This window comes from Beijerinckia mobilis (assembly GCF_000745425.1).
Classification (GTDB): domain Bacteria; phylum Pseudomonadota; class Alphaproteobacteria; order Rhizobiales; family Beijerinckiaceae; genus Beijerinckia; species Beijerinckia mobilis.
Genome location: NZ_KN050689.1, coordinates 1 through 24,145, shown reverse-complemented (window position 1 = coordinate 24,145; position 24,145 = coordinate 1). Strand labels below are relative to the sequence as shown.

The 24,145-nt window shown below is 59.2% G+C and carries 22 protein-coding genes; 10 read left to right on the top strand and 12 right to left on the bottom strand.

Annotated features, from left to right (window positions below; all coding sequences use genetic code 11):
• Positions 1-3 precede the first annotated feature (3 nt).
• Entirely contained in the window at positions 4-1,188 is a 1,185-nt protein-coding gene (locus DL88_RS18380; RefSeq protein WP_084705290.1) for a class I SAM-dependent methyltransferase, read from the bottom strand.
• Positions 1,185-2,012 (bottom strand): prolipoprotein diacylglyceryl transferase, encoded by an 828-nt coding sequence (gene lgt, locus DL88_RS18375; RefSeq protein WP_034999501.1) that lies wholly within the window; start codon positions 2,010-2,012, stop codon positions 1,185-1,187. Before lgt ends, DL88_RS18380 begins: the two co-directional genes overlap by 4 nt.
• A 306-nt stretch (positions 2,013-2,318) precedes the next feature.
• On the opposite strand from lgt, the gene DL88_RS18370 reads away from it, so the two are divergent.
• From DL88_RS18370 to DL88_RS18350, 6 genes are all read left to right on the top strand, one after another.
• Positions 2,319-2,600 (top strand): accessory factor UbiK family protein, encoded by a 282-nt coding sequence (locus DL88_RS18370; protein WP_051956162.1) that lies wholly within the window; start codon positions 2,319-2,321, stop codon positions 2,598-2,600.
• 203 nt (positions 2,601-2,803) lie between these two features.
• A complete protein-coding gene (locus DL88_RS20055) occupies positions 2,804-2,950 on the top strand; it encodes an aa3-type cytochrome c oxidase subunit IV (protein WP_156971201.1) in 147 nt (48 codons plus the stop codon).
• Positions 2,951-3,056: 106 nt separating this feature from the next.
• On the top strand, positions 3,057-3,422 hold the full coding sequence (locus tag DL88_RS18365; RefSeq protein ID WP_034999497.1) for a hypothetical protein: 366 nt from the start codon (positions 3,057-3,059) through the stop codon (positions 3,420-3,422).
• Positions 3,423-3,600: 178 nt separating this feature from the next.
• The gene (locus DL88_RS18360; RefSeq protein ID WP_034999495.1) at positions 3,601-4,743 is read left to right on the top strand and encodes a Re/Si-specific NAD(P)(+) transhydrogenase subunit alpha; all 1,143 of its coding nucleotides are present in this window, start codon (positions 3,601-3,603) and stop codon (positions 4,741-4,743) included.
• 311 nt (positions 4,744-5,054) lie between these two features.
• Positions 5,055-5,516: a proton-translocating transhydrogenase family protein gene (locus DL88_RS18355; RefSeq protein WP_034999492.1), complete on the top strand. Its 462-nt coding sequence runs from the start codon at positions 5,055-5,057 to the stop codon at positions 5,514-5,516.
• 4 nt (positions 5,517-5,520) lie between these two features.
• Positions 5,521-6,918 carry an NAD(P)(+) transhydrogenase (Re/Si-specific) subunit beta gene (locus tag DL88_RS18350; protein WP_034999489.1) on the top strand — a complete coding sequence of 466 codons (1,398 nt, stop codon included), beginning with the start codon at positions 5,521-5,523 and terminating at the stop codon, positions 6,916-6,918.
• Positions 6,919-7,031: 113 nt separating this feature from the next.
• On the opposite strand, the gene DL88_RS18345 is transcribed toward DL88_RS18350, so the two are convergent.
• The 4 genes from DL88_RS18345 to DL88_RS18330 all read right to left on the bottom strand — a co-directional run bounded on the left by DL88_RS18345 (position 7,032) and on the right by DL88_RS18330 (position 11,465).
• On the bottom strand, positions 7,032-8,387 hold the full coding sequence (locus tag DL88_RS18345) for a twitch domain-containing radical SAM protein (RefSeq protein WP_034999486.1): 1,356 nt from the start codon (positions 8,385-8,387) through the stop codon (positions 7,032-7,034).
• A gap of 366 nt (positions 8,388-8,753) precedes the next feature.
• Entirely contained in the window at positions 8,754-9,074 is a 321-nt protein-coding gene (locus DL88_RS18340) for a hypothetical protein (protein ID WP_034999481.1), read from the bottom strand.
• A gap of 570 nt (positions 9,075-9,644) precedes the next feature.
• On the bottom strand, positions 9,645-10,241 hold the full coding sequence (locus DL88_RS18335; RefSeq protein WP_156971200.1) for a hypothetical protein: 597 nt from the start codon (positions 10,239-10,241) through the stop codon (positions 9,645-9,647).
• A gap of 336 nt (positions 10,242-10,577) precedes the next feature.
• Positions 10,578-11,465, bottom strand: coding sequence for a branched-chain amino acid aminotransferase (locus tag DL88_RS18330; protein WP_034999475.1), 888 nt, complete (start codon positions 11,463-11,465; stop codon positions 10,578-10,580).
• 660 nt (positions 11,466-12,125) lie between these two features.
• On the opposite strand from DL88_RS18330, the gene DL88_RS18325 reads away from it, so the two are divergent.
• Together DL88_RS18325 and DL88_RS18320 are read left to right on the top strand one after the other, a co-directional pair.
• A complete protein-coding gene (locus DL88_RS18325) occupies positions 12,126-12,896 on the top strand; it encodes a response regulator transcription factor (protein WP_034999473.1) in 771 nt (256 codons plus the stop codon).
• A gap of 91 nt (positions 12,897-12,987) precedes the next feature.
• Complete coding sequence (locus tag DL88_RS18320) at positions 12,988-14,358, top strand: ATP-binding protein (protein ID WP_034999471.1); 1,371 nt, start codon at positions 12,988-12,990, stop codon at positions 14,356-14,358.
• A 68-nt stretch (positions 14,359-14,426) separates the two neighbouring features.
• Here DL88_RS18320 and DL88_RS18315 read toward each other — a convergent pair whose 3' ends face one another.
• Positions 14,427-14,678, bottom strand: coding sequence for a sulfurtransferase TusA family protein (locus DL88_RS18315; RefSeq protein ID WP_034999469.1), 252 nt, complete (start codon positions 14,676-14,678; stop codon positions 14,427-14,429).
• A gap of 583 nt (positions 14,679-15,261) precedes the next feature.
• Here DL88_RS18315 and DL88_RS18305 point away from each other — a divergent pair.
• Complete coding sequence (locus DL88_RS18305) at positions 15,262-16,119, top strand: 2OG-Fe(II) oxygenase (RefSeq protein WP_051956161.1); 858 nt, start codon at positions 15,262-15,264, stop codon at positions 16,117-16,119.
• Positions 16,120-16,192: 73 nt separating this feature from the next.
• Here DL88_RS18305 and DL88_RS18300 read toward each other — a convergent pair whose 3' ends face one another.
• Genes DL88_RS18300 through DL88_RS18285 form a run of 4 tightly spaced genes read right to left on the bottom strand, consistent with a single transcriptional unit; the run spans position 16,193 to position 21,562 of the window.
• The gene (locus DL88_RS18300; RefSeq protein ID WP_051956160.1) at positions 16,193-17,884 is read right to left on the bottom strand and encodes an ABC transporter ATP-binding protein; all 1,692 of its coding nucleotides are present in this window, start codon (positions 17,882-17,884) and stop codon (positions 16,193-16,195) included.
• Positions 17,881-18,981 carry an ABC transporter permease gene (locus DL88_RS18295; protein ID WP_034999464.1) on the bottom strand — a complete coding sequence of 367 codons (1,101 nt, stop codon included), beginning with the start codon at positions 18,979-18,981 and terminating at the stop codon, positions 17,881-17,883. Before DL88_RS18295 ends, DL88_RS18300 begins: the two co-directional genes overlap by 4 nt.
• Positions 18,982-19,001: 20 nt before the next feature.
• Complete coding sequence (locus DL88_RS18290) at positions 19,002-19,922, bottom strand: ABC transporter permease (RefSeq protein WP_034999461.1); 921 nt, start codon at positions 19,920-19,922, stop codon at positions 19,002-19,004.
• Complete coding sequence (locus tag DL88_RS18285) at positions 19,922-21,562, bottom strand: peptide ABC transporter substrate-binding protein (protein ID WP_051956159.1); 1,641 nt, start codon at positions 21,560-21,562, stop codon at positions 19,922-19,924. Before DL88_RS18285 ends, DL88_RS18290 begins: the two co-directional genes overlap by 1 nt.
• Positions 21,563-22,260: 698 nt before the next feature.
• Between DL88_RS18285 and DL88_RS20505 the strand changes: the two genes are divergently transcribed.
• Entirely contained in the window at positions 22,261-22,488 is a 228-nt protein-coding gene (locus DL88_RS20505; protein WP_156971199.1) for a hypothetical protein, read from the top strand.
• A gap of 108 nt (positions 22,489-22,596) precedes the next feature.
• Here the strand turns inward: DL88_RS20505 and DL88_RS18275 are convergent, their stop codons facing one another.
• Positions 22,597-23,415 carry a carbon-nitrogen hydrolase family protein gene (locus DL88_RS18275; RefSeq protein WP_034999446.1) on the bottom strand — a complete coding sequence of 273 codons (819 nt, stop codon included), beginning with the start codon at positions 23,413-23,415 and terminating at the stop codon, positions 22,597-22,599.
• Positions 23,416-24,145 lie beyond the last annotated feature (730 nt).

Here is a 24,145-nt window from a genome sequence, read left to right as displayed (position 1 = left end):
TCCTCAAAATCCGGGCGGAATGGGAAGATCCGGCCCCATCACCGCCAAAACCTTGAATAAAGCGCCCATACCGTCCTGCTCGGCGCCGGTGTCCGTCAGGAAACGGGCCTGTGTCAATCGGGTGGCGGCAATGCGCAGGGCCTGGGCCTGCGCCGGGCTTGCCCGGCGTGCCAGGGCTTCGGTGCGTTCGGCAAGACCGAGCCGAAGCAGGAATTCGCCCTGCGGAACCGGGCCGTAGGTCAGGGCGCCCGCCGCCCGTGCCGCCTCGGCGAGCCGGGTGAAATCGACATGGGCGGTGAGATCGGCTTCGCCGGCTGCGCCCAATGGATCAACGCGCCGGTGGTGACGTAGCGCCTGCAAGGTCTCGCCGCCGCCGAAACTGCCTGGCCTTGCGCCATAACCATAATCCACCGCCAACATCGCGCCGCCGGTGCCTATGAGGTGACCCGCGAGCCTGTGCATCAGGGCTATCGCTCCGGCGTTGATTTCCAGCACTGCACCGGGTGCGGCGGCAATTTCCGCAAGCTCCGGCGCTGCTTCGGCAGCAAGGCCGAAGGCAAGGCCGCCTGCCGGCCCGAGGCCGACGAGCCTTTCGTGCCAGCCAGTGTCCGTATGCACGAATTGCCGCAAGGGCAGACAGTCGAAAAATTCATTGGCGATGCACAGAATTGGCGCCCGCTCCGTCGCCGGCACCCCTTCACGGTCTGCGAAAAACATGTTCACGCTTTGATGCCAGATCAAGGGGAGCGAGCTCGTCTCCAATGCCTTTTCCTGTCTCTCGCGTAGGACCGGATTGGCCTCGACGAGATGCAGTTCGATCGCGTTGCGGAAGGCGGGCAGGATTCGTGCGGCGCGCAGGAAATCGGCCATCAGCGTGCCGCGCCCGGGACCCAGTTCCACCACGGCAATCCGCGCCGGTGCGCCGAGGCTTTGCCAGATCTCCGCCGCCCACAGGCCGATCAATTCGCCGAACATCTGGCTGATTTCCGGCGCCGTGGTGAAATCGCCTTCCGCGCCGAGCGGCATTTTGCTGCAATAATAACCGTAGAGCGGGTGGTAGAGCGCGAGATCCATATAGCGTTCGAGACTGATTGGTCCTTCCTGCTCGATCATCCCCATAATCAGCCGGGCCAAGGGAGTTTCCGGGGAATTCTCCAAGAGGGGCTCGGTGGCGGGCCGTTGCGTCATGCCTGCGCCTCCTTGCGGGTGAGAGACCAGCCGATCAGCAACGCACCGATCGCCATCAGGGGCAGCGACAGCAGCATCCCCATGGTCGCGCCGCCAAAGAGAAAGCCGAGCTGTGGATCCGGTTCGCGGAAAAATTCGCAGCCCGTGCGGGCAAGGCCATAGCCAAGTGCAAAAAGACCGGTGACGAGCCCCGGCCGGCGCAGCGCGCCGAGGCGGATGGCGATGAAAAGCAGGATGAACAGAACGAAACCTTCGAAAAATGCCTCATAAAGCTGGCTTGGATGGCGTGGCAGGGGGCCCGCCCCGGGAAAGACCATGGCGAAGGGCGCTGTTTCTGGATCGGTGACGCGTCCCCAGAGTTCCGGCTTGATGAAATTGGCGATGCGGCCCAGAAACAGGCCGATTGGCACCGCAGCGGCGGCGAGATCGCTCAGCAAGAGGACAGGCACCCCGCGCTGCCGGGCCAGCAGCAACATGGCCAAAGCCGTGCCGATGAGGCCTCCATGGAACGACATACCCCCCTTCCACAGGCTGAAGGCTTCGAGCGGTTCGCGCCAGTAGAAATCGAAATTATAGAACAGCACATAGCCGAGCCGTCCGCCGAGAATGACGCCCATGGCCGCATAGACGAGGAGATCGTCGACGAGCAGGGCTGAAGGAGGCGTCCGCGTGCCCCAGAGGCGGGAATCCGCCGAGAGGCCGCGCGCATAGGCCCAGCCGAGGAGGAGGCCGGCGATATAGGCGAGCGCATACCAGCGGATCGGCAGCGGACCGAGCTGGATCAGCATGGGATCAATGGCGGGATAGGCGAGCAGGGCGGGCATGAAGCTCCTCCACGGGGCGCGGCTTGAGAAACCTGGGAAAGTGCCCGCGTATATCGGAAATGTCCGAAATGCGCGGGCAGATGGAGCACCACTCGAGATTGCGCCGGCGAATGCGCGATCTGATTTGCCTATAGGCCATCGCCACGGGAAGCGAAATCGCGTTCGTTGATTGCGGGACAGGCCGAGTCCTGTCCGCGGCACCTGTGGGGTTATCAGTGTCGCATCACTTGATGATCCTTGCGTGATAATCTCTGTGCCGGCACGTGTGTTGGGGGTAAACTGTCCCTTCAGGACGAATCAAGGACAATGGGAATGGCCCAGAACAGGCTTTTCGATGATTTTTCGCGGCTTATGACGGATGCTTCCGATGTGGCCCAGGGGGTGCGCCGGGAGGTCGAGACGATGGCGCGCGGCCAGATCGACCGCATTCTGGCGACGATGGATGTCGTCAGCCGGGAGGAGTTCGAGGCGGTCAAACAAATGGCCAGTCTCGCGCGGGACGAAAATGAACGTCTCGAAATGCGCATACGCGATCTCGAATTGCGGCTTGCCGCGGCTTTTCCCAAGGAATTCGATCAGAACCTCTGATCTCTTCCGGGGCGGCAGGCTGGCCTGATGGCAGGATCAGGGTTCACTTGCCGGGGATTGTTTTCCCGCCAACCTTGGACCTTCTTCCTCTTGACCTTTTGGCTTGAGCGGGCCTTTTATCGGAACTGGCCATGTCCGGTTCGACTCAAACCGTCGCCCAGACGGTCCGATGTCGGATCCTTATTGCACTTCGAGGAATAGAAATGACCGCAAATCCTCCCGTCGGTGGCGTCCCCTCGATGGATTATCCCGAGCACGAACGGACCTATCAGCGCTTCATCACCCTGGTAAAGGCATCGGTCATCGGAACGGGCCTCGTTCTCCTCCTGATCGCCTATTTCACGCTCTGAATTGCGGAGGCGGTCTGCAACGGTCGCCATCGTCCATGCTTTTGCGGCCGACCTCGGGGGATAGCGACGCGGAAGGCAGTGGATGTCTGAACGGATGATCATCTGAATGGATGCCGAGGGGGAAAGCCGTCTGGATTTCTGCGGATACTTCTCTGGGGTGAACCGCGAGGACGGATCTCTCTGGCGGGATAGTGCTGGATCCTTCCTGAAAGCACGTCCGCATCCTTCTCTGGCAATTCGTTCTCGTGACATCATCCTCGGCTATGCCGGTGCGGCTGACCGGAATCAACCGGTGACCGCCTTCGGGATGGGTGGCCGCTCGAAATTGAAGAACGTCCTGATGTTGCCTCGTCGGCGCAAGACGACAAGGCAACATCAGGGCTTTCTGCCTCCTGGAAGGGAGCAAGAAACAATAAAATCGGGGCGGAAACGCGTGGATCTTTTCCCATTGCATCCCTTTAGGGTCGCATGATCTTTGAGGTGAGTGCCGTTTCCCGTGTGCCGCACCGAGGGGAATCAGGAACAGGCGGATGTTTGCGGAGCAGCAACTTCGAGATTGAGCCTCACCTCTGCAGTGAGACTCATGACGGAATTGCGTCCTTGTCCGAAACCATCATGCTCGTGAAAATTCAGATGTCCGGGAGTCGTTCATGCGGATAGCAGTTCCATCGGAAACCGAGGCGGCGGAGCCGCGAGTGGCGGCGACCCCTGAAACCGTGAAGAAATTCATCGGTCTCGGCGCCGAAGTCTCGGTGCAGGCGGGAGCGGGCCGCAAATCCAGCATCGCCGATGACGAATATGCGGCTGTGGGCGCGGTGATCGCGCCGGATGCGGCGGCGGCGCTTCGCGACGCTGATCTCGTCCTCTGCGTGCACCGGCCGAAGCCCGACGATCTTGTGGGCGTCAAGGACGGTGCGGCGGTTCTCGCCATCGCTGATCCTTACGATCATCAGGATGCCCTGAAGGCGGTTGCCGAAAAGAAAGTGCGCCTCTTTGCCATGGAGCTGATGCCGCGCATCACCCGTGCGCAGGTCATGGACGTGCTGTCCAGCCAGGCCAATCTGGCAGGCTATCGCGCAGTCATCGATGCGGCCGCGGAATATGGACGCGTCTTTCCGATGATGATGACGGCGGCGGGCACCGTACCGGCCGCCAAAATCTTCATCATGGGTGTCGGCGTCGCGGGTCTCCAGGCGATCGCCACGGCACGCCGGCTCGGCGGCATCGTCACCGCCACGGATGTGCGGCCGGCGACGAAGGAACAAGTGGTGTCGCTCGGCGCCAAATTCATCGCCGTCGAGGACGAGGAATTCAAGGAGGCCGAAACGGCCGGCGGCTATGCCAAGCAGATGTCGCCAGCCTATCAGGCCAAACAGGCGGAACTGACGGCAAGTCATCTTGCCAAACAGGATATTGTGATCACGACGGCCCTGATCCCTGGCCGGCCGGCGCCGGTGCTCATCACTGCCGACATGGTCAAATCGATGCGTGCGGGATCCGTCATCGTCGATCTCGCGGTCGAGCGTGGCGGCAATTGCGCTTTGTCGAAACCCGGCGAGACGATCGTCACCGACAATGGCGTCCATATCGTCGGATTCACCAATGTCGCGGCGCGCCAGCCCGCGACCGCCTCGGCGCTTTATGCCCGCAATCTGTTCGCCTTCGCCGAGACCTTGATCGACAAGGAAACCAAGGCGCTCAAGATCGACGACGCGGATGAACTCGTCAAGGCGACGCTCCTGACCAAGGGCGGTGCCCTCGTGCATCCGAATTTCCAGGCCACCGCGGCCTGAGCGGTTTTATAAGGCCACCGCGGCCTGACAAGGCCCGCTGTGGCCTGAGCGGGTGCGACGATTTCTTGAAACGCCACGCTTAACGGATTGCAGGTTCCGGATCGAAGATCCGGGGCCGATTGGCCGGGTTTCGCTGGCCAGGTTTTCTTGGCCGGATTCCATGGTTCGGTTCCCCGGGTCGGTTCCCCGGCGGATCGACTCGCGTTTTCTGGCTGGCGAGGCCCCAAACAGGCCCGAAGAGGCTATTGTCAGATCATGTGCCGGGGGCCGCACCTTTCGGTTCGCGGCTTTGTTCGAGGGAGTTTGTGCGAATGGCGGCGGAAATCCAACAGCAGTTGCTTGAACAGGCGCAGGCCGTGGCGAATACCGCGCGCCAGGCCGCGGAGGCGGCGCAGGCGCATGCCGATCAGATCGCCGTGGGTCTGGGCGCCGCCGCGCATATGGGAGGCGGGGCGATCGATCCTTTCGTCTTCCGTCTGGCGATCTTCATTCTCGCCGTCTTCGTCGGCTATTTCGTGGTCTGGGCGGTCACCCCCGCTTTGCATACGCCGCTGATGTCGGTGACCAACGCCATTTCATCCGTCATCGTCGTTGGCGCTCTTTTGTCGGTGGGCGTCGATCTCGCTTCCGATACGATTGACGGCATTCCCGGTGAGGGGACCTTGTGGGCGCGTCTGTTTGGTTTCGTCGCGCTGGTTCTCGCCTCGGTGAACATATTCGGCGGCTTCCTGGTCACCGAACGCATGCTCGCCATGTACAAGAAGAAGGGATAATGCGATGAACGCCAATCTCGCTGCCCTTCTCTATCTCGTCGCCGGCATCCTGTTCATCCTGGCCTTGCGTGGTCTGTCGTCGCCCGCCACGTCGCGGCGCGGCAATCTCTACGGCATGGTCGGCATGGGTATCGCCATCCTGACGACCCTCGCCTATCGGCCGCCGGTCGGGCTTTCCGCCTGGCTTTTCGTCTTTGCCGGTATCGGTATCGGCGGCGCCATTGGCGCCTGGCGCGCACGCACCGTCGCGATGACGGACATGCCGCAGCTCGTCGCCTTCTTCCACGCTCTGGTGGGTCTTGCCGCCGTCCTTGTCGCCGCTGGCGCGCTTTACGCCCCGCAGGCTTTCGGCATCGGCATGCCGGGCGAAATCCACGGCGCGAGCCTTGTCGAAATGTCGATCGGCGCGGCGATCGGCGCCCTGACCTTCACCGGCTCGGTGATCGCCTTTCTGAAACTCGATGGCAGAATGTCGGGCAAGCCGATTCTGTTGCCGCAGCGCCATGCGATCAACATCGGCCTCGCCGTGGCGCTGGTGCTTCTGATCGCCGTATTTGTCGTCAGTCAGTCGCATTGGGTGTTCGGCCTGATCGTTCTGGCCTCGCTGGCTCTCGGCCTTTTGATCATCGTACCGATCGGCGGCGCCGATATGCCGGTTGTCGTATCGATGCTGAATTCCTATTCCGGCTGGGCCGCTGCCGGCATTGGTTTCACGCTCGGCAATCTCGCGCTCATCATCACCGGCGCGCTGGTCGGCTCGTCGGGCGCGATTCTGTCCTACATCATGTGTAAGGGCATGAACCGGTCCTTCATCTCGGTCATTCTCGGCGGCTTCGGCGGCGAGACGACCGCCGTGGCGGGTGGCGTCGAAACCCGCCCCGTCAAGCAGGGATCGGCCGAGGATGCGGCCTATATTCTCAACAACGCTGCCAAGGTCATCATCGTGCCCGGCTACGGCATGGCGGTCGCGCAGGCTCAACATGCGGTGCGCGAAATGGCCGATATTTTGAAAGGCGAGGGGGTCGAGATCAAATATGCCATTCATCCGGTCGCCGGCCGTATGCCTGGCCATATGAATGTGCTGCTCGCCGAAGCCAATGTGCCCTATGATGAAGTGTTCGAACTCGAGGACATCAATTCGGAATTCGGACAGACCGATGTGGCTTTCGTGATCGGCGCCAATGACATCACCAATCCGTCCGCCAAGACCGATAAATCCTCTCCGATCTATGGCATGCCGGTTCTCGATGTCGAAAAGGCGAAGACGGTCTTGTTCATCAAGCGCGGCATGGGCTCCGGCTATGCCGGTGTCGAGAATGAATTGTTCTTCCGCGACAATACGTTGATGCTGTTCGGCGATGCCAAGAAAGTGGTCGAGAACATCGTCAAGGCGCTCGCCTGACCTTTTGCACAGAGGCCTCCCGGAAACGGGAGGCAGTTACTCTTAAAAGCGAACCGGAAAGGGTCACCCCTTTCCGGTTTTTATTTTGGAAACCGATGCAATCGGCGCATTCATCAAGCGATCGAGCTGCTTTGACGCCGATTCAGCGAAAGTCCCGACAAAAGGCGGTTCAGCGAAGGCACACGCTGGATCAGGTGAACGAGTTTTGAACGGAGCGAGAAACGCAACAGGGGAGCAAGTTCCGGGCAGGCCACGGCGGTCGCTTCATTGCGCAGGGCATCGAGCCGTAATGTGATGTTGCGAAAACGCTCGATGAGATCTGACCGGTCCGCCGCCATCATATGGGCGGCAATATGCTGGAACTGCTCGCGAACCGATGCATCCGCCGCATGGAGTTCTGCATGGGCCTCAAGTCTTTGCTCGATTGCTTGCTTGAGCGGCTCGGGGAGAATCTGGATGCTGTAATAATCGGGTTCCTGCAGGACGTGCAGATGGAATTCGGGATTTTCGTGATCGACCAACTCGACGAGCCGCTCGTGCAATTCCGGCAGGACCGCAATGTTGAACACCGAGACGGTCACACCGAAACGCAAGGTGATATGCGGGCATTTTTGCTTGAGCGTTTTGACATTGGCGACGAAAATATCCCAATCCATGCCTTTGCGGACAAGTTCGCCACGCTCCTCGGCTCCATCGACGCTGAGTTCGAGACTGATCGTCTTGAAATGCGACCAGAGCTCGACGACATCATGCCGGCCGAGCCGCAGCGCCGAGAGATTGGTGTTGTAATAGAGGACGACATCGGTGCGGCCCAACGCGACCAACTCACTGAGAATGGCGTAATGCTGTTCGATCAGCAGCGGCTCGCCACCGGCGAAATAGATTTCCTCGACGCTCGGGAGCAGAGGGCGGATCGCCTCTATGCTGGCCTCGGTGGATGTGAAGGTCTTGATCAGGGCCTCTGGAGCGCGGGTCGCTTTGAGAGCGCGGGCGTCTGAAAACCATTTCGAGCTGGCGCCATGGTGGCACATGCGGCAACTGAAATTGCACAGATTGCTGAAACGGATGTCCAGCATGAGCGGCTGTGCCGCGGGCTGGACTGTCACACTCTCGTCGGCTTTGGCCAGAAAATCGTCGGGCTGGGCGAAAACCGAATTCTTTTGCCACAAATGCTCATTATAGGTGCGACGCAGACTCAGTCCGCCGGTCGCTTCCATATCATAACATTTGCTGCAGGCGTCATCCTTCTCATCGCGCAACATTTTGCGCCGAAATTCCGTGAAAGCCTGGCCGTTCCAGATTTCCGGGATCGATTGCTGTTTGACGTCGCCGAAATTTCCCTTGAATTCGCAGCAAGGGGTGGCGATGCCTCCGATCGCCACGCTGAGATTGCGGAATGGGGCGAGGCAGAATGCCTGTCCCTCGCGCGAAATGGCATGATTGGCTGACGGAATCGCGACCTTAGTCATTCAGTATGAACCAGATTGGAAACAACAGGGGCGCTGTCGTGCATTGAATGGTTTGGCCTGGGCAGGCTTGCTTGGTCGAAGCGAGATCACTGCTGCAGCGCCATGTTAACTTAAACAGATTTTTAAAATTTGCTTAGTGCAATTTTTCTATGTGGTGAATCACGGCTATTTCCGAATGCTGGATAGTGCGCTGGATTTCAGACCACGCTTCCGCGCCGTCTTGCCATGCTCCTGCTGCCATATTCCCCCGGCCTTCCTCCCAACGATGCCGGATGCGGTTCACATGTTTTCGAAACGCTTCTCGTTGATCCGGAAACACGGATGATGGATTGAGCGGGGAGGCTCTCTTTCACGCCCGAAACGTTGCTAAAAGCGTGGATTCGTATTCGCCGGATGCTCGTGATGCAGATGGTGGCGGTGGCGCGGCGTATCATGCGGGGTGTGGTGCCGGTGATGTCTATTCCCGGATGAATGATGGTTTCTATGGTTGGGATGGGTGATGTTTGCGTGCGGATGACCGGCTATGACGCCGGGCGTTGGATCTGCGGAAGAAGGCGCATTGGCGCCATGCGCGCCCGCGCGGGTGTTGGGCGTGCCACTGACAAGCGCCAAGGCGGGAGACATCTGAAACGTCAGGCAGAACAGGCCCGCAAAGAGCAATCCTGTACGCGACAATGGTGAACCCATAGCTCCATCCCTTTCCACTCTCCCGGATCGAAAGCAGGCCAGGTCGCCGCTTTTTCCCTTATTGTTGCGCTCTCTGACCGGACCGGGAGATTATGTACAGAAATAGAATATGGCATGCGTGCTTTTGCAAGAGTATCGAAACCGATTCATCGAGAGAATTGCAAAAGTGTCTCACTTTAAATCCAGAGCATTTCTCTTAGAACTATTCTTATTTTCCGAAGAACAACCTTGGCGTGAGGGCTGCTTCCGCTCGAAGACAGCGGGGATGTTTTGGCTTAGAGCGTTTCGCGTATATCCAGAAACGCTCCACTCAGAAAATTCAGAGCATGTTCGGATGTTTCCGAACTGCTCCACTTGGAAAAATGAGAGCATTTTTTCAGGCAAATGGAATCGCGGAGCGACAGAGACAAAATGCTCTCATATCCTTCGCGAAAGGGGGGCACGACGAGATGGCTGATATCGGATAATGTCTAGAGCCTTTTTACTTTACGTTGAATCGCTTCGCGATCGCATTTATTTGAAAATGCTTTATTTTTTAAGTGGAGCGTTTCTGGATATATCCGAAACGCTCTAGGCCGCTTTGGCCCGCGGCGGGATAGACTCGGCCTTGTCCTGTGAGACCACGAGGGGTGAGGATCCGCCCTCGAGTATGTCCTTCACCAGCATTTTCGCGATTCGAATGCGCCGCTGGGCATTCTCCAAATCCGACGCCGGAATTTGCGACGGCGCATTGGCGCGGATAAAGGCCCGCAATTTCTTTTCGAGCGCCGCGCGGTCGGTTGCGCCATAGCGGATGTTCAGCATGTCGCGGACATGGCGGATTTCGCGTTTGGTGGCGATGAAAGACACATTTTCGTCCGGGTCGAAAAAGTTTTCCGTCACTTCATTGAACAGGCCGCGGTGGCTTCCCGATGCGGCGAGGATTTCAGTGTCCGAGATCGATTCCATCGCGTCGAATGGTGCGGCGCTCGAGTCTCCCGCATCTGCTGTGATGGCGTCCTGTTTCCGCGTCAGAAAGCGAAGCAGCGCCCAACTCACGAGGACTGCGGCGGAGACAATAACGACATAGGGAGAAATGATCGCAGGCATGAAGGGCGTCGTCGCCAGCACCGCGAGGGAACCGCCGCCGATTAATTCCGTCTGCGTGATATGCATCGTCCTGCGCATCAAACCGGTCCCCGTTGCAGGTCTTATGAATCGCGACATGGATCCGGATTGAACCGGATGCCGGCGGCGCGTTGTCGCTGCTGCCGTGAAGCAATCTTCTGCGGGAAAGACAAAGATCGGTTTGATAAGATCAGGAAAATTGTCGCTGATCGGTGTTTTGCAGCGCCCAAGGGGAAGCTGCTTCCTCGTTCGGGACGATCATGCTCATAAAAGCAAGCATCGCTCGTACCTTGCGGCCTTTCGAGCGATGCTTAGACGTCTTATTAGTGTCCGTCACGCCGAAGCGGTTATGTCCGGGGATCGGAATGAGCCCGCGTGGACGGGGCCGGCAGAGGGTCAGGCCGCCTGCTGTTTCGGACGTACTTCGAGGCTGTAATCCTCGATCAGCGCACGGGAGATCACACCGGGGGTGAAACGATAGGGGCCGATTTCGGAGACCGGCGTCACTTCGGCGCCAGTGCCGCAGACGAAACATTCATCGAAACCGGTGAGTTCGTCGGGCATGATGCGCCGTTCGACGACTTCGAGGCCCCGCCTTTTTGCGAGTTCGATGATCGTTTGCCGCGTGATGCCGTTGAGGAAGCAATCGGCGATCGGCGTATGCAGCGCGCCGTTCTGCGTGAAGAACAGATTGGCACCGGTGCATTCGGCGACACGGCCCTGCCAGTCGAGCATCATCGCATCCGCATAGCCTTTGCGCTCGGCCCGGTGCTTGGAGATGGTGCAGATCATATAGAGGCCGGCGGCCTTGGCGTGGCAGGGCGCAGTCTGCGGATCTGGCCGGCGATAGTCGGCGATGTCGAGCTTGATGCCCTTCATCTTGGTTTCCATGTCGAACATGCTCGGCCAGTCCCAGGCGGCGATGGCGACATTGATGGTTGAATGCTGCGCCGCCACGGCCATCATTTCGCTGCCGCGCCAGGCGACCGGACGCACATAGCAGTTCTGGAAATTGTTCTTGTCGACGACGAGCTGTTTCGCCGTGTCGAGTTCGGCCGCGGAATAGGGGATTTCGAAATCGAGCACCTGCGCCGAGGCGCGGAACCGCTCGGAATGTTCACGAGATTTGAAAATGCGCCCCTCATAGGCGCGTTCGCCCTCGAATACGGCGGAGGCGTAATGCAGGCCATGCGACAGCACATGCAGCTTGGCCTCGTTCCAGGCGATGAGCCGACCGTTCATCCAGATGAAACCATCACGTTGGTCGAATGGCAGGACGGACATGAAGGGTAATCCCTTTCTTGAGGATCAAAATGGAATGGCCGATCGGCGCCTTTGCCGGCGGTGACTTTGCAGGCCCGTGATCTTGCGAGCCTGGTTCGTGAATGTCCGGAAATCGCTAAGGGCGCCGCGCTTGCTGCTTGGACTAGCCACTTGGACTTGCCGCTTGGACTTGCCGCTTGGACTTGCATCGCCTCATCGGGGCGGGATAAGGTTCGCAGCCTGGAATTTCGCCGAATTGGAAATTCGCCGCAGATGCCAAGCCTTGAGGCCGTGAAATCCGAAGAACCGGCGTCGCGCCAAGCCGTATGCGTGGCCTATCCGTCTTCGGAAAGGCTGTCAACAATAACCCTCGATCGCCATTCCCCCTCAATCCACGCTCAATCGGCGCCTTTCGGGCGCCTTTCGTGGCGCGACCATGATGGCGCCGCCTCGGGGGTGTGGCCGCCGCCAGTTTGTGCCGGAGGGCCGGGCTGTTCCAACTTTGCAGGAATGCACTACATTCAAAAAAGCGGCATCTTTCGCCGGGGGTGACGCCGGATGAACTTGTTTTTTCGCGCCTCTCACGAGGGTCGTCTGGTGCCGAAACCTTTAGACGGGCTTTGCTCCTTCAAGGGCCATTGCGACATTGCGCATAGATAAAACCAACAGGAAGGAACCGGCATGACGCTTCAACCTTCGAATCTTTCTCCTGCGCCCGCCGCGGCGTCGGGCCCGGCGGAGACGGTTCCCCCGGCCGATGATGCTGCGCATCTGCTCATCGTCGACGATGACCGGCGCATCCGGGCGCTTTTGTCGCGGTTCCTGGCCGATCAGGGTTATCGCGTCACCACTGCGGGCAATGCCGAGGAAGCGCTGGCGAGCCTGCGCAATTTTGCTTTCGACCTCATCGTGCTGGACGTCATGATGCCGGGTGAGAATGGCTTCGATCTCGTTGCCCGGCTCCGCGCCGAGCCGACCGATGTCGCCCATGTACCGATCCTGATGCTGAGCGCCTGTACCGAGCCCGCCGACCGCGTACGTGGTTTCGAGGTCGGCAGTGACGATTATCTCGCCAAACCCTATGAGCCGCGGGAGCTCGCGCTGCGGATCGCCTCGATCTTGCGTCGCGCGCAGCCGCGCGCCGTGACGGGGCCGGTGACCCAGGTGCGTTTCGGTGATTTTACCTTCGATCTCGAGCGCGGCGAATTGCAGCAGGCCGGCGAAATCGTGCGGCTGACCGAGCGGGAACGCGACATGCTGCGGCTACTCGCCGAAAATGCCGGAGAGATTGTCAGCCGGGAGGCTTTGGCAGGTCTTGGTATCGGTGGCAATGAGCGCACCGTCGATGTCCAGGTCAACCGGCTGCGCCGCAAGATCGAACGCGATCTCGCCAATCCGCTGCATTTGCAGACCGCGCGTGGTGCCGGTTACCGGCTGCTGGTTGATCGTTGAATGTTGATCGCCGAATGTCGATCGCCGGGCGGGCCGGCTCACTTCATTATGGGAACATCCGTCCCTGAGCTTCTCCGATGAGCGATTTCCGATGAGCCTCGTACGATCCACATCCGCTATCGAGGCGCCTCTGTCGATGCTGCGGCGCCTCGGCCGCCGCGCCGCGGCGCTGATGCCGCGCGGTCTCTACATCCGCTCGCTTTTGATCGTCATCGCGCCGATGGTGATCCTGCAGGGTGTGTTGACCTATGTGTTCATGGAACGCCATTGGCAGCTCGTGACGACGCGGCTTTCGACGGCTTTGACGCAGGATATAGCGGCGCTGATCGATCTGCACAAAAGTCTGCCCGGCCACGAACATGACGCGCTCCTCGCCCGCATCGCTCAGGACCGGCTGCGCATGGATGTGGAATTTTTACCGCCAGGACCATTGCCGCCGGCTCTGCCGAAGCCGTTCTTCTCGATCATAGACATCGCCCTCTCGAATGAAATCCGCCGCCAGATCGGGCGGCCATTCTGGCTCGATACGGTTGGCCGTTCGGATTTCATCGAGATCCGCATCGCGCTTGCCGATGCGGTGATGCGCATCACCGCCTATCGCAGCGCCGCCTATGCCTCGAACTCGCATATCTTTCTGCTCTGGATGGTCGGCACCTCGCTGGTGCTGATCCTTTTGTCCATCATCTTCCTGCGCAATCAGATCAGCCCGATCCTTTCGCTTGCACGCGCGGCGGAGGATTTCGGCAAGGGCCGCGACCCTGATTTCCGGCCTGAAGGCGCGCGCGAGGTGCGTCAGGCAGGCTATGCTTTCATCGAGATGCGGCGGCGCATCGAGCGCGCCGTGGAGACCCGCACCACCATGCTGAATGGCGTGAGCCACGATCTGCGCACCATCCTGACCCGTTTCAAGCTTTCCCTGGCAGTGATGGATGAGAATGAGGAAACCCGTGATCTCGGCAAGGATGTCGAGGAAATGCAGCGTATGCTCGAAGCCTATCTTGCCTTTGCCCGTGGTGATGCCGGTGAATGCGCTTCCGAGGTCGATATGCGCGACTTTCTGGAGGATCTGCGCCTCGATGCCGAGCGCCACGGGGCGCGGATCGAGGTCGTCTTTTCAGGCGATCCCTGCGTTTCGTTGCGCGCCGATGCCTTCAAGCGGTGTGTAAGCAATCTCGTGACCAATGCACGTCTGCACGCGAAGCATATCCGCGTCGAGGGTGTGCGGGACGTGCGTTTCCTGACCTTGTATGTCGAGGATGACGGTCCCGGTATTCCCGCCTCCGCGCGGGAGGACGTTTTCCGGCCGTTTTTCCGTCTCGATGAGGCGCGCAATCAGGATCAAGGCGGCTCCGGTCTCGGGCTCGCGATCGCCCGTGATATCGCACGTTCACATGGGGGCGATATCACGCTCGGCAACAGCCCGCTCGGCGGCCTCAGGGCGATCATCCGGGTTCCGATCTGAGCTCCCGGAATAGAAGTTGCTTGCATAGCGATAGAATGTTTGCTCCGGGTTTTGGCGGGGCTGTCAGGTTAGCCTGGTAGGACCTGGCACTTGCGGATGGCGAAAGTTAACGCGGTGTCATGGGCCTGTTGCGATTCAAGCACATCACCAGTTTCCCGCAATAGATGCGGAATATCGATACCGGCGAGCGGATCGGTGCAAGTAACGATCAGGCGGTCGCCGGCCTTCAGACGGAGCAAGGCTTTCCGGGTCCGCAGAACCGGCAAGGGGCATTTCAGGCCGCTGAGGTCGAGGACAAGCGTGTTCGAGGGCGTCATCATGCGAATGGGAGGTGGAAAGTTTCTACAAAAATGAGATCATTGGTTCACGGGGCATTTCGAATCGCGCGTTGATTTTCAAGATCGCGATGCCTCGGTTTGCGAGCTTGCGAAAATACCCGGTTCGGAAACCCGAGGGCTTGAAGCGGGCGTAGTATGCATCCTTTTCCAACCCGCTCAAAATATTGCCACGAAAGAGCCCGATCGGCGTGATTGCGCGATGCAAAGTACTTATATCTTAAATTTAATTTGATGAATATGACAAGCTTATCTGCTAATTTGAGAGGGTGATAAGCGAAATGGCGGAATTTTAATAAAGACTAGTTCCCTGTTTACAGCAAAACCAATTTGTCGCGGCCAGATTTTCAAAAGAATCTGACGTTTCCGTTCCTATTAGATCTGATAAAAGATTTTCAGCGCCAATTTGGAACCTGATTAAGCCAAAGTCTTCAGGTCCTGTTTCAATACATTAGTTTATGAGGGTCTCTCCAAGACCAGATGGTTTTCGTGATGGGTCGGCGCGCGACGCAACGGCATCGGCCTTTGATAAGGGATTTCTATGAATCACCTGGCAGGTAGTGCTCCATTGGACGCAAGAAACGGTGTCGTGATCGACGGCATGTTTTTTGACCCCGAGACCATTTTGAACAGGGAGATTGTCGCGTCGGTCGATACCCTGCGTGAGACATTTCTCGCCAACAAACCATTTCCTCATCTTGTTATAGACAATCTGTTTCCGGTCACCTTGCTCGAATTGATGAATAAGGAATTCGATCAGATCAAACATCGCGACTGGCGTCTCTATGACAGCGAGGATGAACGCAAATACGGCTCCCTCCCGGGGACCCGGTTCGGGCCCGCGACGCAGCTTTATTTCTCAACCATCCATTCAAGCCCGTTTCTCTCGTTTCTGGAACGGTTGACCGGGATCGAGGGGCTCATCTGCGATCCGCATCTGACTGCCGGTGGTCTGCATGACATTCCATCGGGAGGGCGGTTCGCGCTCCATCTTGATTTCAATCAGCATCCGCACACGCATCTCGCCAATCGTCTGGTTTTCATCACCTATCTCAACAGGAATTGGCAATCGTCCTGGGGTGGCCAGCTCGAATTGTGGGACCAGGATGCCGATCGCTGCGTCGAGAAAGTCAATCCGATCCTCGGGCGCACTATCGTATTCGCCCAATCCTCGAACAGCCTGCATGGTCATCCGACGCCGGTGAGTGCGCCTGACGAACGGCCGCGCCGTTCCGCCGCCGCTTATTTCTACAGCAACGGACGGGATGACGGCGAAAGCGATGAATTCCACACGACTATCATCTCCAAACCGATCCGCGCGACGGGACCTGCCGGCATCAATGAGAGGATCCGGTACTGGATACCGCCAGCCTTCGTCGACATGATCCGTTATTACAAGCGGAAACGACACGCTTCCAAATGGTGATTGTGACGCAGCGGTTTGTTCTCCCTGTTCATCTCCTCGCCGCGCCTCTCAAGGGCAGGAGAAGCCGAAAATATCAAGGAGTTCTGGGAAAGGCTGCTGCAATCAAGGATTTCGTGTAATCGGCTTGCGGATGGGTAAAGAGTGTCTCCGCCGGACCGGTTTCGATGAGGCGGCCCGCTTGCATGACTCCGATCCGGTGCGCGATGGCGCGTATGGCGCTGAAATCATGGCTGATGAAAAGATAAGTCAGGCTGAAATGCTCCTGCAGCTCCTTGAGCAAGGCAAGAATATCGGTTTGTATCGAACGGTCGAGCGCCGATGTCGGTTCGTCGAGCAGCAGCAGTTTCGGGCGCAGGATCATCGCGCGGGCGATGGCGATGCGCTGACGCTGGCCCCCTGAACATTCGTGGGGAAAGCGATGCCGCATAAGCGGATCGAGTTTCACCTCCTCGAGTGCCTTTGCCGCGCGGATGTCGAGCGCTTTTTTGTCGAGGCCTGGCTCGTGAATCCTCAGCCCTTCAGTGACGATGGCGCCGATCCGCATGCGCGGCGACAGGGCTTGATAGGGATCCTGAAAGACCATCTGCATATCCCGCCGCAATGGCCGCATCGCGCGCGCATCGAGATCGAGCAAATCGCGGCCGTCGAAGATAATGGTGCCAGTGGCCGGCACCAGGCGCATGAGCGCACGGGCGAAGGTCGATTTGCCGGAGCCTGATTCTCCGATGAGGCCGAAGGTTTCCCCGGTCCGCAACGCAAGGCTTACATGGTCGAGGATGGTGGCGGCAGAGGATTGTGCCGCCTTTTCGCGGCGTGGAAACGCTAGGCCGGCCAGCCGCGAGAAAAATGGGAAGGGCGAAGCTCCGCGTTGTGGAAAATGGACGGTGAGATCGCGAGCCTCGATCAGGATTGAGGGTTCTCCGGCCTGCGGTCTCTGCTGCCCCCGCGCATCTCGTGGCGGTAAGGCGGCTTCGATGAGGAGCTTTGTATAGGCATGGTGGGGCTCATGCAGAATGGCTTTGGCCGCACCGCTTTCGACGATCTCTCCGCTATGCATGACATGCACCCTGTCGGCGACGCGGGAGACAAGGCCGAGATCATGGCTGATGAACAAAAGCGCCATGCCGTGCCTTTGTTTCAGCTCGGCGATCAGATCGAGAATGCGCGAGGCCAGAGCGACATCGAGCGCCGTCGTCGGCTCGTCGGCGATCAGCAGGGAGGGCTCGCAGGAAATCGCCATGGCAATGGCGACGCGTTGGCGCTGACCACCCGATAATTCATGCGGATAGGCATGGGCCTTCTGTTTTGGCTCGCGGATTCCGACTTCATGGAGCAGGTCGCAGGCGCGCTCGAAAGCGGCTTTTCTGCTCAACTCCAGATGGTGGCGCAGCACCGCGCTGACCTGTTCCCCAACCGGATAAAGGGGGTCGAGCGCCGACATGGGTTCCTGAAAGATCAAAGCGATGCGTTTGCCACGCAAGGCATTGAGCTTTTGCCCGGACAAGGTGAGCAGGTCCTGCCCTTCAAACAGGATTCGGCCGGAAACCCGTGCTTCCGGCGGCAATATCCGCAAAGCCGCAAAGGCGCTCTGGCTTTTGCCGGAGCCTGATTCTCCGACCAGTGCCGCAGTCTCGCCGCGCCTTATCCTAAGGGAGAGATCCCGCACGACCGTTCGGTCGGCATAGACGATCGACAGAGCGTCGAACGCAAGGAGGGGCGCAACTTTGCCGTTTGGGTCCAGCTCTTCCGGATCAGCCGGTCTCATTGAGCGTCTCCGGGGCCGCGTCCGGCAAAAGCGCGTAAATCCTGGCTGAGCGCATTCAGCGCGGCGAGTGTCGCGGCCAGAAACAGAGACGGAAAGACGAGCAGATGGACGGCGCTCTGAATGGTGCGTGCGCCATCGGCGATGAGGACACCCCAGCTCGTCAGAGGTTCCTGGACGCCGAGCCCGAGGAAGGAGACGAAACTTTCGAGGAGAATGACGCGCGGGACGAGGATGGTCAGATAGGCGGCGATGGGGCCGAAGGCATTGGGCAGGATGTGCCGCCACAAAATGGCCGGCGTCGCGGCGCCGAGCGCCTCCGAGGCCGTCACGAAATCACGGTGTTTCAGACTGAGCGTCTGCGCCCTCACGATGCGCGCCATATCGAGCCATTCAACCGAGGCGATGGCGATGAGGATCAGGGCAAGGCCACGGCCGAGAACCATGGTCAGGACAATGACCAAAAAAATGAACGGCAAAGCATAGACGATCTCGACGAAACGCATCATCAGGGCGCCAGTGAGACCACCGAGATAGCCGGCGAGAGCACCGTAAGTGACGCCAAAGACGAGGGCGACGAGCGAGGCGAGAAGCCCGACGGCCAGCGAAATCCGTCCTGCAACGAGTACACGGGTCAGAAGATCGCGGCCGTTCGCATCGGTGCCGAACAGAAAGTGCATGGATCGGAGCGGCGCTCGGACACTCACGCGGCGGCCATCCTCGTTCTGCCCGATAATATGGGGTTCGCCGAATATGTCGGAGCCGGTGAACCCTCGCAGGATGCGGCTATCGATCGGTGCATCGGCACTGAAGGTCGCGCGCAAAGTTGGCGAGGCGGTGGCGGAATGGGTGATTTCGAAACCGGCGATTTTCAGGTGCAAGGCCTGGCCGATGGAAGCCAGCGCCGCCTCGGTTTCAGCTTTCGTCGGATGGGCTGCGAGAGAAGGGGGAATGAGAAGATAATCGCGATGGACTTCGTCATGTCCATGCGGCGAGAGCCAGGGACCGATGAGACAGGCAGCGGTGATGAGGCTGAGCACGGCAAGAGCTGGAGAGATGCTCCGTGCGAATGAGGCTTTGATGCTGGCGGGCTCGCTCATGACGGTTCATTCATGATGATTCATTCTCGGCGGATGCGGGGATCGAGCCAGGCGAGCAGCAGATCGGCGATGAGATTGAATCCGATCACCATCAATGCGACGATGATGACGGTGCCCATGACGATCGGATAATCACGACCGAGCGCCGCATCGACGAAATAGCGCCCCATGCCAGGCAGGCCGAAGATCGTCTCGACCACCATTGAGCCGGTGAGCACATTCGCGGTGGCAAGGCCGAGATAGGCGATGACCGGCAACAGCGCGGCGCGCAAAGCATGGGTCTCGATCACCCGCGCCGGCAGGCCGAAGGCGCGCAGGGTTCGCATATGTGGTTCGGCGAGAGCGTCGCGCATCGATGCGCGCGTCAGATTGGCGATGGCCGCGAGCAAAGGCAGGCAAAGCACGGTGACCGGCAAGATCTGATGGCTGAAAGCGCCGTCTTCCCAACCGCCGATGGGCAGAAGATGCAGATCGAGGCCGAAAAGGAGTTGCAGCAGCGGAGCGACGACGAAAGGCGGTACGATGAGGGCGCCAAGGATGATGAGACCCGCAAGACGGGCCGGAAAGCCGCGTGGGGCCAGAGCGGCGCGATAGCCGATCGGCACGCCGAGGCAGAAGGCGATGACGAGAGCCGCACCGCCAAGGCGAAGAGAGACCGGCAGGGCGCGGGCGAAGAGCTCGTTGACGGAGAAGTCACGCCAATGGAGGCTCGGTCCGAAATCACCTTGGAGCAGGCTCGACATATAAAGAAGGAATTGCTGCCACAAAGGCAGATCGAGCTTGTAGATGCGTCTCAGATTGGCAGCGATTGCAGGGTCGAGCGGGCGCTCGGTATCGAAAGGGCCGCCGGGCGCCAGTCGCATCAGAAAGAAAGAAAGCGCCGCGATGACGAATAGCGTGGGAATGGCGGCCATGAGGCGCCTGAGAATGACGCTCATCATTACGGATCGATCGAAATGAAGCGCCCGGGATGGGTGTCGAGCGCATTTTCGTGCCAGCCATGCAGTTTCGGCGAAACCAGATTTTTGGCCTTGAAGATCATCAGCGGCAGATAGGGGCCTTCTTGCAATAGCAGCATTTCGGCTTGATGCAGAAGCGCGGTGCGCTTCGTTGCATCGGCCTCTCCTGCTGCATCGTGCATCAATGCATCATAGGCTGAATTGCTGAAACCCGAAATATTGAGACCTTTGTTGCCGCTTTCGGCGAGAAACAGGAAATTCTGCGCATCGGGGAAATCGGCAAACCAGCCATAACGCAGAAGGGAATAGGGCGGACGTTCTCGCATGAAGGCATAATGACTAGTCACATCGGTGGCGACAAGACTGGTTTCGACCCCGATGCGTTTCCACATGTCAGCGACGGCGATGGCCGTCGCCCGATGATTTTCCGAAATATTGAAGCGAATCTCGGCCTTCAGCACTTTCCTGGGCCCTTGGCCGCCAGGACCATAGCCCGCCTCCGCGAGAAGCGCCCGCGCCCGGTCTTCCCGCTCGAATGGCGTCATATTGCGGAAGGTGAGCTCTGCCGGCGGGCCGTAGGACTCGATTCCCGGCGGCACGAAACTATAGCCGGGCTCCATCGTGCCACCCCAGATGCGTTCGGCGAGAAACTCCCGGTCGATTGCCAGTGATAAAGCGGTGCGCACGCGCGCATCGTCGAAGGGCGGATGCCGTGTATCGAAGGCATAGACATAGGTGCCGAGATTGGGGGACAGTTTGAACCTTTCGCCTGCAATTTTGCGGACGAAAGCGATCTGATCGACCGGGACGTCGCTGTAGGAATCGATTTCGCCGGAGAGAAAGCGGCGTAGCGCCGCCGAACGATCTTCGAGGGGGATGAAGATCTCCTTGTCGAGACCGATGGCCGCCGCATCGTAATGGTGCGGATTTTTGACGAGAACCAGCCTGTCGTTGGGATTGAAATCCGCCAGCATGAACGGCCCGTTGGTGACGATGCGGCCGGGATGGACGAAATCGCCATGCGTCGCCTCAATGGAATGGCGGTGTAGCGGCTTTGCGGTCAGATGCGCGAGTTGAGCGATCAGATAGGGTACCGGCTCTTCGAGCGTGATTTCGAGTACGTGGTCGGTGATTGCCGTGATGCCGAGTGATTCGGGCGGCAAAAGACCTTTGTTGACCTTTTCGGCATTTTTCAGCGTGTAGAGAATATTGGCATAGGGCGCGCCGGTGGCCGGATCCATCAGGCGGCGGAAGGCATAGACGAAATCCTGTGCCGTCACCGGGTCTCCGTTCGACCAGCGGGCATCCTCGCGCAGCTGAAAACGATAGAGGCGTCCGTCCTCGCTGATGCTCCAGCTTTTGGCGACACCGGGCTGGATGCGGCCTCTGGCATCGAGAATGACCAGCCCTTCGTAAAGCTCCGTCAGAATATGGCTTTCGATGACGGTGGTGGCTTTATGCGGGTCGAGAGAGCCGGGATCGCCCGGCTCGCCACGCCGCCAAATCCTTTCCGCAGAAAGGCCCGCAGAGGCAGTGCCGGCGTCGTCGGCCTTGCTACTACTGGGGGCAAACGCAAGCAGAATGGCGAGGAGAGGGGCAAGAAGGTTGGGTACCGGTACCATGCCTGAAGCATGGATCGAATCGGACCGGAAGGGAAGATCGCCCCGATTTTACTTGCTGTATCTCATTGTTCATCGCATCATGGCGCCGGGTGCAGACTGAAGCGCCTGGTCCGTGGCGCGAACAAGTGCCACGGACCAGGAATGAAAGCCAGGCCGCTCACCCGGCAGCGAAGCCCTACGCGCGCGGCCTTTTCCGTCGGCTTGGCGCGGGCCCGCCCGCAAGACACGTTCGTCGCCTTGATGGCAACAGGTGTTGAGAGAATCGGGGGTGGAGGCTGGCGTGTCTCGCGCAGCAACCGGAAGAGCGCTGCGTCAGTGAGGGTAGCGCCGGATTTTGTGATGTCGGCGTCGTGCAAGACAGTTATATATTCGAAGTCTAGTTTATTCACGGTGTGAGCGAATCTTTTCGGGATTGGCGCTGCCGCGGAACACGAAAATTTTTTTCAAAGAACGGAAACGGCCAAAACGCTCCCGGCAGTGGTGGGGAGAGGATCGTTTCATTCTCGTACTTTTCTTTGGACGTTGTTGTGCAAAAAATCTTTTTTGCCTGCGCCTGTTTTCTGACGGGCAGCCTATTCACAAATATCGACGTGGCTCGCGCCGGCCATCCCGTCAGTGTCCGCAGTGTATCTGTGGGGCAGGGGACGGCCCAGAGAGCCGATGAGCATGGGACACACCGTCACCGCGCGAAGCGGAACATGGACGAGCCTTTGCCGCCGGTTCCCCAGAAGATGCGCATCTGTCGCCGCGGCAACGGGCTGCATTACAATCCCTTCGGCGAACTCGTGTCAGGCCCCTGGCGCATTTGCCGCGTCGTGCCCGCGCATTGTTCCGTCAGCCGCGGCTGGTTCGTCGATCCCGAGGGACGGGAAGTTTATGGCACCATGCGCTCGTGCCGGGCTGCGGAACAGCCACCCAAGAGTTGAGACTTCAGGGAGTGAAAATTCACGAGCTGAGATCGCAAAAGCACCCCCTGGACGAGTGCACGGGCTGGCGGATGTGGCATGGTTCTGATCCCGCCGAATCACGTCGAATCACAAGGCGACTTTGTGGCTTGCGACCGGGATTTGCGTGCGGACCTTCTGGACTAAGGCCGGATTAATGCGCGCCGAGACGAAGCCGACGCCATCGGATGCTTTCGCGATAACATGGCCCCAGGGATCGACGATGAGAGAATGGCCGTAGGAGGTGCGGGTCTCTTTGCCGATCGTGTGCGGTCCGGTCTGCGCGGGTGCGCAGACATAGGCTTGCGTCTCGATGGCGCGGGCGCGCATCAGCACTTCCCAATGGTCCTTGCCCGTCTGCATCGTGAAGGCCGCCGGCACGACGATCATCGTCGCGCCTCTGGCGACAAGCGCCTGATAAAGATCGGGGAAGCGGATGTCGTAGCAGATCGAACAGCCGATGATCATATCCTCGCACGGATAGGTGACGACCGTATCGCCGGGCTTGAAAGAATTGCTCTCGCGATAGGGAGTGCCGTCCGGAGCCGTAATATCGAACATGTGAATCTTGCGATAGCGCGCGATTTCCTCGCCGGCGCGGTTGAAGACCACGGTGGTGTTGTAGAGCCGTTCCTCGCCGGGAATTTTCTCCAGAAGCGATCCGGCATGGATAAAAATACCGTGACGCCGCGCGAGATCCTGCATGGTGCGATAAGTAGGTCCGTCCGGCAGGAATTCCGCCGCGGCGAATTTATCGGCGCGCACGCCGCCGATGAAATCGAAAACCTCCGGCAATGCGATCCAGTCCGGCCGCTCCAGCGCCACGGCCGATTCGATCAATTCCGTGGCCGCCTTGAGATTGGCGTCCCTGTCGCTGATCGAATTCATCTGGATGAGCGAGATTTTCATGACGCTGATTCCCTTTCAAATCATTGGCTGTGCCCCGAGAGCTTGAGAATCGCCGATTCAGCTCATTCGCGAATCGTCGTGCCGCTCGGGGAAGGTTGTCGACAAGACTATGCGTGAGGCAGGCGGAAAGGCCAGAGGCCCAAAAAGCCGCGGGCGCTTTCGATTTTTTCTCTCGGACGCAAAAAAAAATCGCGCGGAAATCTGCTCAGACAGCGCGCTTCCGGCTCGTGGAAGCGCCTTTTGCGACCACTTTTTGTCACTTTCAACACATTGATATGACGTTCTTTTCTCACGACGGCGACAGGCCAGCGACATTTCCCTGAAGAAAGGGTTTGACATTGGGGGAGGGGTAGTTCTATAAGGCGTTCATCGACGGCGGCGCTGCTGAAGAGGCGGCTGACGCGGGACGTTATCTCCTGAATGATTGGGTGAAGGATCGCCCGGCTGAGAGGCTGGGTGGTTTGGCGTCTCTGAGTTAGAGGGTTTAGATACCCTTGTTTGCTGGATTAGCTGTTTGACAATTGAATCGGAAGAAAGAGAAACGTGGGCGGCGGGGTCCTTGCGGCCTGACCTTTGAAGGGGAACCTTTGAGGTGTTGGGTTGAGAAAGAACTCTGGCGGTCACGGATCAAGTTCACCGAGTTTGGAGCTTTAAGCTTTGAACGGGTGTGCTTGGGACTCGTCGAGAGAGCTGCTGAGAAGCGGCTTTTACGTAGTGACCAGCCGGCATT

Excerpts from the sequence above, each read along its gene's own strand:
- DL88_RS18380 (WP_084705290.1), bottom strand. The coding sequence starts at position 1,188 with ATGACGCAACGGCCCGCCACCGAGCCCCTCTTGGAGAATTCCCCGGAA.
- lgt (WP_034999501.1), bottom strand. The coding sequence starts at position 2,012 with ATGCCCGCCCTGCTCGCCTATCCCGCCATTGATCCCATGCTGATCCAG.
- DL88_RS18370 (WP_051956162.1), top strand. The coding sequence starts at position 2,319 with ATGGGAATGGCCCAGAACAGGCTTTTCGATGATTTTTCGCGGCTTATG.
- DL88_RS20055 (WP_156971201.1), top strand. The coding sequence starts at position 2,804 with ATGACCGCAAATCCTCCCGTCGGTGGCGTCCCCTCGATGGATTATCCC.
- DL88_RS18365 (WP_034999497.1), top strand. The coding sequence starts at position 3,057 with ATGGATGCCGAGGGGGAAAGCCGTCTGGATTTCTGCGGATACTTCTCT.
- DL88_RS18360 (WP_034999495.1), top strand. The coding sequence starts at position 3,601 with ATGCGGATAGCAGTTCCATCGGAAACCGAGGCGGCGGAGCCGCGAGTG.
- DL88_RS18355 (WP_034999492.1), top strand. The coding sequence starts at position 5,055 with ATGGCGGCGGAAATCCAACAGCAGTTGCTTGAACAGGCGCAGGCCGTG.
- DL88_RS18350 (WP_034999489.1), top strand. The coding sequence starts at position 5,521 with ATGAACGCCAATCTCGCTGCCCTTCTCTATCTCGTCGCCGGCATCCTG.
- DL88_RS18345 (WP_034999486.1), bottom strand. The coding sequence starts at position 8,387 with ATGACTAAGGTCGCGATTCCGTCAGCCAATCATGCCATTTCGCGCGAG.
- DL88_RS18340 (WP_034999481.1), bottom strand. The coding sequence starts at position 9,074 with ATGGGTTCACCATTGTCGCGTACAGGATTGCTCTTTGCGGGCCTGTTC.
- DL88_RS18335 (WP_156971200.1), bottom strand. The coding sequence starts at position 10,241 with ATGCGCAGGACGATGCATATCACGCAGACGGAATTAATCGGCGGCGGT.
- DL88_RS18330 (WP_034999475.1), bottom strand. The coding sequence starts at position 11,465 with ATGTCCGTCCTGCCATTCGACCAACGTGATGGTTTCATCTGGATGAAC.
- DL88_RS18325 (WP_034999473.1), top strand. The coding sequence starts at position 12,126 with ATGACGCTTCAACCTTCGAATCTTTCTCCTGCGCCCGCCGCGGCGTCG.
- DL88_RS18320 (WP_034999471.1), top strand. The coding sequence starts at position 12,988 with ATGAGCCTCGTACGATCCACATCCGCTATCGAGGCGCCTCTGTCGATG.
- DL88_RS18315 (WP_034999469.1), bottom strand. The coding sequence starts at position 14,678 with ATGATGACGCCCTCGAACACGCTTGTCCTCGACCTCAGCGGCCTGAAA.
- DL88_RS18300 (WP_051956160.1), bottom strand. The coding sequence starts at position 17,884 with ATGAGACCGGCTGATCCGGAAGAGCTGGACCCAAACGGCAAAGTTGCG.
- DL88_RS18295 (WP_034999464.1), bottom strand. The coding sequence starts at position 18,981 with ATGAGCGAGCCCGCCAGCATCAAAGCCTCATTCGCACGGAGCATCTCT.
- DL88_RS18290 (WP_034999461.1), bottom strand. The coding sequence starts at position 19,922 with ATGATGAGCGTCATTCTCAGGCGCCTCATGGCCGCCATTCCCACGCTA.
- DL88_RS18285 (WP_051956159.1), bottom strand. The coding sequence starts at position 21,562 with ATGGTACCGGTACCCAACCTTCTTGCCCCTCTCCTCGCCATTCTGCTT.
- DL88_RS20505 (WP_156971199.1), top strand. The coding sequence starts at position 22,261 with ATGGACGAGCCTTTGCCGCCGGTTCCCCAGAAGATGCGCATCTGTCGC.
- DL88_RS18275 (WP_034999446.1), bottom strand. The coding sequence starts at position 23,415 with ATGAAAATCTCGCTCATCCAGATGAATTCGATCAGCGACAGGGACGCC.